Below are 8,494 nucleotides of genomic sequence, written 5' to 3' on the forward strand. Positions count from 1 at the left end.
GATCCGATGGCCAACTACCACAAGCCCGACACATCCGAGCTGCGCACTCGCCTGACGCCGCTTCAGTTCAAGGTCACCCAGCAGGAAGGAACCGAGCCGCCGTTCGGCAACGAATTCTGGGACAACCACGAGGACGGCATCTACGTCGACGTCGTCTCGGGCGAGCCTCTGTTCAGCTCGAAGGACAAGTTCGATTCGGGCACCGGCTGGCCGAGCTTCACCCGGCCGCTCGAGCCCGGGAACGTAAAGGAAAAGGACGACAGCTCGCTGTTCATGCGGCGCACGGAGGTGCGCTCGGCGCACGCCGACTCGCACCTCGGCCACGTGTTTCCCGACGGACCGCGGCCGACCGGCCTTCGCTACTGCATGAACTCGGCGTCGATGCGCTTCATTCCCGTCGACAGGCTCGAAGCCGAAGGCTACGGAAAATACCTTCCGCTGTTCGGCAAGGCCGCGCCCGCATCGGCAGCAGCAGGACCGGCGACGAGTGCCGGCGCCGACACGAAGAGCGCCGCGTATGAAGGCAATCTCGAGATCGCCATCGTTGCCGGCGGCTGCTTCTGGGGCGTGCAGGACCTGATCCGCAAACTTCCGGGGGTGGTGACGTCGGATGTCGGCTACACCGGAGGCAGCGTCGCCAATGCGACCTACCAGAATCACGAGGGCCATGCCGAAGCCGTGCGGATCAAGTTCGATCCGTCGAAGCTGAGCTATGAGGACCTGCTGCGGTACTTCTTCCGCCTGCACGATCCGACGACGATGAACCGGCAGGGAAACGACGTCGGCACGTCCTACCGCAGCGCGATCTTTTTCCTCGACGACCGCCAGAAGGAAATTGCCGAGCGCGTCAAGGCCGAGGTCGACAAGTCGGGCAAGTGGAAGAAGCCGGTCGTCACCGAGATCACCGAGGCGGGCCCGTACTGGCGCGCCGAAGACTACCACCAGGATTATCTGCAAAAGGATCCGAACGGCTACACCTGCCACTTCCTGCGCGACTGAAAAGGGGACAGGTACATTTAAAATTCCTCTGCATCTTCGCGGCGCGAAAGGCACCGACCTGAAATTCCACACGTTTATTAAATGTACCTGTCCCCATTTTTGGTGATGTGAACGGAACGCTCTTCAACGACGAGCCGGTATGCGTGCGCATCCCGCTGCCGGATGCCGATGTCCTGCTGTATCGCAGGTTCGATCTCGGCATCGATGACGGCGAATGCCTGTCCGAGCTCGTTCGCGAGATCGCATGGCGCGAAGAGACCGTCACGCTGTGGGGAAAGACGTTCCTGCAGCCGCGGCTCGTGGCGTGGTACGGCGATCCCGGAGCATCGTACCGCTACTCCGGGAAACGTTTCGATCCGCTGCCGTGGACGCCGCTCGTCGACTCCTTGCGCAGGAAGGTCGAGGCCGCGACGGGCGCCACGTTCAACAGCGTGCTCGCCAACTACTACCGCGACCACCGCGACAGCGTCGCGATGCACAGCGACGACGAACCCGAGCTCGGCGCCGAGCCGTGCATCGCATCGCTCAGCCTCGGCGAGACGCGCACGTTCGTGCTCCAGCACCGCACCGACAAGTCGGTGAAGAGCATGCGCATTCCACTCGGCTCCGGAAGCCTTCTCGTCATGAAAGGTACGACCCAGCGCTTCTGGCAGCACGCGATCCCCAAAGAGAAATCGCCGTGCGGCCCGCGCGTGAACCTTACGTTCCGCCGGATCGTGCGTGCGTCATGAAAAAAAGAGGACAGGTACGAAATGTACCTGTCCCCTTTTCTGGTGCGGCTCCCGGCGGGATGCCGCCCTCGTCCAAAGCTCAGAGGTGCACGGTCGCGGCGCCGATCGCGAAATCCTTCTCGAGCACGCCGGAAACGCAGCGCCGGTGGGACCGTCCGGGATCGCGCTCGTAGCAGGTGAGCGCAATGCGGTCGCCGGCACGGATCCATGCGGAGATTTCCGACAGCAGCCGGTGGTGCTGCGGCAGGCCCTCCTTCACGAAGCTTTCGCAGATCGCATCGAATTCGGCCTGCGACTTGGGAGCCTTGCGGTTCTCCGGCGACACGCCGAGCTCCGGAATATGGCGGTAGATGATGCCGACGCTCTGGCAGGCGACGTCGAGAGCCGGCTTGGAGAACCCGTACTGCCGGCTGCTCGGGTTGCGGCGCACGTCGAGGAGCTGCGAGACACCGGCGCGCAGGAGCTCGTTGAGGTAGCCTTCGAGCGAACGGCCCTGGTAGCCGATCGAAAGAAGTGACGCCTGCACTTTCACATCGCGCGCCTCCTCGACGCGGCGCTGTGCCTCGGGATCGGTGCCGAAGAGCTCGATGATCATGCGGCTGCGCGTAGCGAAGTAGGGGTAGCGAAAGTAGGCCTCACGGGCGAGCGCGTCACCGTGTAGATGGCCGAACTCGTGAACGAATCCGTCGATTGCCGAATGACGGTGCCCGCGGATCGCGGCACTTCCGCTGTCCGTGATTTCCCAGCCGGCTTCCGTGTCGTGCAGCAGCCCGCCCACGACGAGCTCGCGCCGGTCCGCGTAGGATGTGAACGAAAACGCTCCGTATCGGCACGGTACGAATTCATACAGGCCGGCCGTCGGGTTCTCCTGGCTGAACAGGAAAAGCAGCTCCTGGAAATTTCGATTGCCGGAGCGCCCGCCGAGCGTGTCGAGCAGGGCGAGAAGAACATGCTGTCGGTTCAGTAGCGACGTCACGGCGGCGCTCCCCAAAAGGCCAGCTCGCTGCGGAATTGGGAATTGCAACGGCCGGGAAAGTACCAGCCTTGTTTCATTGCAACAATCCCCACGGAGGTATTCGGGTATCAAAGAGATCTTTCGGACCTATTCAGTGAACGGGAGCACCGGGCATCGCTGCTGCCTTGCGGCCCTGGGTCCGGCGTGTGTCGGTGTATCAGGGAAGCACTGTGTACCACGGATAGCGGGTGATCTCGCGGTAGCCCATTCTCCTGTAGATCGGCTCGCCCATGACCGACGCCTGAAGCGCGGCGACGCGGGCTCCCATGTCGAAGCCGGCGTTGCCCGCTGTGCGGGTCGCGATCTCGGCGAGTCCGCGGCCGCGTGCTTCGGGCGTCGTTCCGACCCAGTACAAGCCGGCCACACCGTGTGTGACCATGACCATCGCTGCGGCCGACGCAGCGCCGGCCACCCGTATGAGGAACGCGCAGACGTGCGGCAGATCGAAAAAGCGCTCGTCGGCGAACTGCTCGTGCGCGATCTTCGGCGGCATTCCGTAGGTCGCATAGGCCGCGCCGGTCACGTCGGCGAATTCCCTAGCGGCAACGCTGCCGCTTACCCGCTCGATCGTCACGCCGGCCGGCAAAGCAACATCGGGAAGGCGCCCGTCGAGCGCCATCCCGGGACTGTAGCCGATCCGTCCGATGCCGTCGGCTTCGAGCGCTTCGGCGATGTCCAGATCGCGGTGCGACATCAGGCAGTACGTGTAGCCGTGGCCGCGCGGCCCGAACCATTGCTTCGCGCGCGCGATGACGCCGGCCGCCGGCAGCGCCGGCTCGAGCCGCATGACGCCCGTGAAGCCGACGGGAAAGCGATGTCCGGGTACGAAGAAGACGAGCCCGTCTTCTTCGTGGACGACGCCACCGGCGGTCGAGCGGGCACCTTCGCGATTGAACTCGATGTAGTTGAGGTCGGCCCGTCGGAGCAGCTCGGCGTCGTCCATCGGGCGACGATGCGACGGACTCGCGGACAAGGAAAATACCACCGAGGTTCCAGCAGGAAGCAAAAAAGACTTCCGATGTCATGGCCTTGCTTCGAGCCCACCGCTGGTGTTACCTGATATGGTAACACCAGGCGGTGACCAGAATCCGCCGTGGAAACTATATCTTCGTTACATGGCGCGGCGATCATCTCCCGCGCCGTCTTCATGTTTATCGGGACGGACGGCTGATCGTGAAGTGGAACCTTGAAACGAACGCGCCGATTGCCGGTGTCGCCGATGCGCGCGTGCGGTGGATGATTGCCAGCCTGCGGCGGGAGAAGCTCGTATGAAAGTGCGTCGCGCCAGCATCAATCTCCGCAAGAAACAGCTCGAGCTCGTGACGAGATCAGGCCGGCTGTATCCGATGCCATTCGCGAGAATGATGCCGAGGCCTTCGGTGAAGGATCCGGTCGTCGAGCTTCATCTGGATTCGGAGCTCGGGAACGAAGCCGTGACCTACACGCTGGCCTCGGGCGAGGAGGGATCGGTTCATATCGACCACGCGCTCGATTATAACTCCGACCCCACCTACCTGGCAGAACTGGCCCTGCACCGCCTGACGTGCGACGTTGCTTCGCACGTAAAATCTTCCGGACTCAGTATCCGTGAAATCGCACGGCGACTGCGCACGTCGGTGACCCAGGTGTACCGGCTTCTCGATACGACGAACTATTCGAAAAGCTTCGTTCAGACGCATGCGCTACTGCAGATCGTCGACTGCGAGCTGAAGGTGGAAGTAAAGCCGCGACGCGCATCCCGCGCTTCGAGCGCGAAGGCCCGTTCACGAAAAGCGGCTTGAAAAGCCGCCGGTCCTCGGTCCCCGCCAAACGACTGCGTCAGATGGCATTGACCGATCGCTCACGGTCGCGGCGGCACGTCGAAGCTGCCGCCGATGCCGAGGACCTTCACGCGGTCGCGATCCCCGCCGGCCGCGTCCGCTGCGGCGAGCAGCTCTTTCGGCGGAAGATCGAGCGGCTCGAACGACAGCTTGAACGTGCCCCAGTGCATCGGGATCAGATAGCGCGCGCCGAGCTCGCGAAAAGCCCGGTATGCTTCGGCGGGATTGATGTGCTGCTCGCGCATGAACCAGCGCGGCTCGTACGCGCCGATCGGAAGCAGCGCGACATCGATGGGCGCCAGCTTCTTCCCATACTCGCGGAATCCCTGGAAGTATCCGGTGTCGCCGGCGAAGAAGTAGCGCGCCGTCCCGGAGTCGATGAGCCACGAGCACCACAGCGTGCTGTTGGTGGCGAGCTCGATGCGCCGCGACCAGTGCTGCGCCGGCAGACACGTCACCGTCCATCGGCCGCGCGTCGCGCTCTGCCACCAGTCGAGCTCGACGACGTCGTTGCGCCCGCGGTCGCGAAACCATGCCGCGAGACCGAGCGGAACGAACCAGTGCATGGTTGCCGGCAGGGCTTCGATGCTGTCGGCATCGAGGTGATCGTTGTGTGCATGAGAAATCACGCCCATCGCGTCCGCCGGAATCGACTCCAGCGGGAGCCCCGGCGGCGTGCGGCGGCCGACGACGAACATGCGCGTCGCGAAGTTGGGATCGGTCACGACCACGTCGCTGCCGTCGTGAATGGCCATGGTCGCATGGCCGATCCACGTGATGCGCGGCGACGGCAACGGCTCCGAAAGATCGCTTCCGTCGTTGGCGACCACGGGAAGGACCGGGGCGGCGCTGGTATCGAACGGATTCCGCGTCAGCCCGAACCGCACCATCTTGAGGAAGCTCGGCGTGAATGGATGCCACGGGTTGAAAAAGCGCCCGTCGCGAACGTGCGGAGCATAAAGCAGAGCCGGATCGTCGCTGCCGTCGTCGGTTGCTGCAGCTTCGGGACTGACCGGCGACGACAGGCAGCCCGCGGCACACATGGCCAGCGCGAGGATCCACAACCGGAAGCTGGTCACCGCCGGAAAGGGCAGCAGGGAACGACGCGAGTCAAGCGGCGTGATCGCGGCAGCGTTGTGCGAAGGCGTCGCGACGGGTCTAATCGCCCGGTGCCGGTCGCCAGGCAGAATTCTCGTGCTCGATCGGCCGTTCCAGGATGGATCGGCGCCGCTGCGCTCGTCACGCTGCTCGCGTCGTGCAGCAGCCCGCGGGCCAGCTCGGAGGTTGTCTTCTGGGCGATGGGCAGCGAAGCCGAAGTCGCCGACTCGGTGCTCGACGGATTTCGCCGCACGCATCCGCAGATTCCGGTGCGGGTGCAGAGAGTGCCGTGGAGCGCCGCGCACGAAAAGCTGCTGACGGCCTATGTTGCCGGCTCGATGCCGGATGTCTTCCAGCTCGGCAATACATGGATCGCCGAGCTGGCCGCGCTCGGTGCGCTCGAGCGGCTCGATGATCGCGTCGCCGGCTCCGGCGCATCGGGCGAGTCCGGCGAATTCCGGGAGCCCGGCAAGTCCGACAATTCCGACAAGATGACCCGCGAGGATTTTTTCCCGGGTGCGCTCGAACCGAACCTCATCGACGGCGAGCTCGTCAGCTTGCCGTGGTACGTCGACACGCGGATCCTTTTTTATCGAAGCGATCTGCTGGCTGCGGCCGGTATCGCCGGTGCGCCTCGCACGTGGCAACAGTGGCGAGCGGCGATGCAGAAGGTGCGCGCGTCCGGCAAGCGCTACGGCGTGTTCCTTCCGATCGACGAATGGCAGACGCCGGTACTGCTCGCGCTCGGCGCCGGCGCGTCCTTGCTGCGCGACAACGACGGCCGCGGAAATTTCCAGAGCGACGAGGTCCGCCGCGCGTTCGGCTTCTACGCGAGCCTGTTTGCTGACGATCTCGCTCCGCGCGGATCGGACGCGCAGCTCGCGAACCTCTACCGCGAGTTTGCGGCCGGCTATTTTGCCTTCCTCGTCACCGGCCCGTGGAACCTGGGCGAGATGAAGCACCGGCTTCCGCCCGAGCTCGACGGCTCGTGGACGACGGCGCCCGTTCCCGCTCCGGACGACGAAGACAGCGCCGGGTCCCGCACACCGGGGCCGTCGCAGGTCCCCGAGGCCGGCGGCACAGGCGCCTCGATCGCGGGCGGAGCAAGTCTTGCCGTCTCGTCGTCGTCGCCGCGCAAGGACGCGGCGTGGCAGCTCGTCGAATATCTGGTCTCGCCTGCGGTCCAGGCCGCGTTCCGCGAGCGAACCGGCGACCTGCCGTCGCGGCGCAGCGCCTGGGACGTGCACGGCCAGAACGACGATGACGGCGACGAACGAGTGCGCGCGTTTCGCACGCAGCTCGATCACCTCGCAGCCACGCCGCGCGTTCCGGAATGGGAACGGATTGCCGCGCGCATCACGCTCCATCTCGAGCGCGTCGTTCGCGGCGACACCGATCTCGACCATGGCCTGGCCGATCTCGATCGCGACGTCGATGCGATCCTTGCGAAGCGCCGATCGCTCGCCGGCGCGGCTGCGCGACGCCGTGGAGACGGCGCATGAGCCGGCGCGCGCGTCGTGAGGCAAGCCGCGCAGCCGCCGGAGCCATGCTGGCCGCGCCGGCACTGATGGTGATCGCGCTCTTCTTCTTCGTGCCGGTCGCCGCATCGCTCGTCCTCAGCGTGACCGACTTCGACCTCTATTCGATCGCCGACCTGTCGGTGCTTCGATTCGCCGGCCTCGCGAACTATTCCGCGATTCTCTCCGATCCCCAGTTCTGGCGGGCGATGCGCAATACGTTCTACTTCGTGCTGGTGGGCGGGCCGCTTTCGATCGCCGTGTCGCTCGCGGCCGCCCTGCTCGTCGATGCGCGCGCCGCGCGCTGGAAAGGGATCTTCCGGACGATCTTCTTCCTGCCGGTCACGACGACCATCGTCGCGATCGCGGTGGTCTGGCGCTACCTCTACCACCCGCGCTACGGCCTGCTGAACCAGGCACTGCTCGCGATGGGCTTCGCACCGATCGACTGGCTCGGCGATCCCGCATGGTCGATGCCGGCCATCATCCTGATGGCGGTCTGGAAGAACTTCGGGTTCAACATGATCATCCTGCTCGCCGGGCTGCAGAGCATTCCCGAGCGACTTTACGAGGCCGCGAGTCTCGACGGCGCGCGCGCGTGGAGACAGTTCCGCTCGATCACGCTGCCGCTGCTCGCGCCGACGCTCGGCTTCGTCACGCTGCTGACGGCGATCGGATATTTCCAGTTCTTCGCCGAGCCGTACGTGATGACGCAGGGAGGGCCGGCCGGCAGCACGCGCAGCGTCGTGCTGCTGATGTACGAGGAAGGTTTTCGCTGGTGGAATCTCGGGCGCGCGGCGGCCATCGCGTTCCTGCTGTTCATCGTGATCCTTGCAGCGACGGCGCTGCAGCTGCGGCTTGCACGCGCCGGGCTGAGCTCCGCGCCCGAGCCGGCGCGAAGGAACCCGGCATGATGCCTGCGCGCGCGCGACGAATTGCCGGCGGCCTGGCCATACACCTGCTGCTCGTCGCAGCAGCCGTGCTCACGCTGTTCCCGCTGGTCTGGATGGTCGCGGCTTCGCTGATGCCGGCCGGCGAGGCGTCCTCGCTTCCGCCGCGCATCTTTCCGAGCACGCCGACGCTCGAGCATTACCGCATCCTTCTCGGCCGTCTCGACGTCGTGCGCTACCTCGGCGCGAGCGCGGCCGTCGCGCTCGGCGCGACGTTCTTCTCGGTCGTGCTGAACTCGATGGCCGGCTACGCGTTCGCGAAGCTGCGCTTCCCCGGACGCGAGCGCATCCGGCGCGTGCTGCTGGCGGCACTGGTGGTCCCCGGCCAGGTCGGAATGTTCCCGCTGTTCCTGCTGCTTCGCGA

General features: G+C 65.4%; 10 protein-coding genes. 7 read left to right on the forward strand and 3 right to left on the reverse strand.

What is annotated here, in order from left to right; all coding sequences use genetic code 11:
- The first annotated feature begins 6 nt into the window (after nt 1–6).
- Both VN634_01660 and VN634_01665 read left to right on the forward strand, forming a co-directional pair.
- A complete protein-coding gene (locus tag VN634_01660) occupies nt 7–999 on the forward strand; it encodes a bifunctional methionine sulfoxide reductase B/A protein (GenBank protein HXC49566.1) in 993 nt (330 codons plus the stop codon).
- A gap of 107 nt (nt 1,000–1,106) precedes the next feature.
- Nucleotides 1,107–1,730: an alpha-ketoglutarate-dependent dioxygenase AlkB gene (locus tag VN634_01665; protein ID HXC49567.1), complete on the forward strand. Its 624-nt coding sequence runs from the start codon at nt 1,107–1,109 to the stop codon at nt 1,728–1,730.
- A 79-nt stretch (nt 1,731–1,809) separates the two neighbouring features.
- Here VN634_01665 and VN634_01670 read toward each other — a convergent pair whose 3' ends face one another.
- The gene (locus tag VN634_01670) at nt 1,810–2,706 is read right to left on the reverse strand and encodes a DUF488 domain-containing protein (protein ID HXC49568.1); all 897 of its coding nucleotides are present in this window, start codon (nt 2,704–2,706) and stop codon (nt 1,810–1,812) included.
- A gap of 196 nt (nt 2,707–2,902) precedes the next feature.
- A complete protein-coding gene (locus VN634_01675) occupies nt 2,903–3,688 on the reverse strand; it encodes a hypothetical protein (protein ID HXC49569.1) in 786 nt (261 codons plus the stop codon).
- 134 nt (nt 3,689–3,822) lie between these two features.
- On the opposite strand from VN634_01675, the gene VN634_01680 reads away from it, so the two are divergent.
- Entirely contained in the window at nt 3,823–4,017 is a 195-nt protein-coding gene (locus VN634_01680; protein HXC49570.1) for a hypothetical protein, read from the forward strand.
- Nucleotides 4,014–4,526, forward strand: a complete 513-nt coding sequence (locus VN634_01685; protein ID HXC49571.1) for a hypothetical protein — start codon at nt 4,014–4,016, stop codon at nt 4,524–4,526. Before VN634_01680 ends, VN634_01685 begins: the two co-directional genes overlap by 4 nt.
- A 59-nt stretch (nt 4,527–4,585) precedes the next feature.
- Here the strand turns inward: VN634_01685 and VN634_01690 are convergent, their stop codons facing one another.
- On the reverse strand, nt 4,586–5,644 hold the full coding sequence (locus tag VN634_01690) for an MBL fold metallo-hydrolase (protein ID HXC49572.1): 1,059 nt from the start codon (nt 5,642–5,644) through the stop codon (nt 4,586–4,588).
- 90 nt (nt 5,645–5,734) lie between these two features.
- Here VN634_01690 and VN634_01695 point away from each other — a divergent pair, with 90 nt between their 5' ends.
- The 3 genes from VN634_01695 to VN634_01705 all read left to right on the forward strand — a co-directional run.
- Nucleotides 5,735–7,165, forward strand: coding sequence for an extracellular solute-binding protein (locus VN634_01695; GenBank protein HXC49573.1), 1,431 nt, complete (start codon nt 5,735–5,737; stop codon nt 7,163–7,165).
- The gene (locus tag VN634_01700) at nt 7,162–8,094 is read left to right on the forward strand and encodes a sugar ABC transporter permease (protein ID HXC49574.1); all 933 of its coding nucleotides are present in this window, start codon (nt 7,162–7,164) and stop codon (nt 8,092–8,094) included. The genes VN634_01695 and VN634_01700 overlap by 4 nt, the downstream gene beginning before the upstream one ends.
- Nucleotides 8,091–8,494, forward strand: a 404-nt coding sequence (locus tag VN634_01705; protein HXC49575.1) for a hypothetical protein, incomplete at its 3' end; no start/stop codon positions are given. The genes VN634_01700 and VN634_01705, both read left to right, overlap by 4 nt.

This window comes from Candidatus Limnocylindrales bacterium (genome assembly GCA_035571835.1).
GTDB lineage: Bacteria > Desulfobacterota > Binatia > UBA1149 > CAITLU01 > DATNBU01.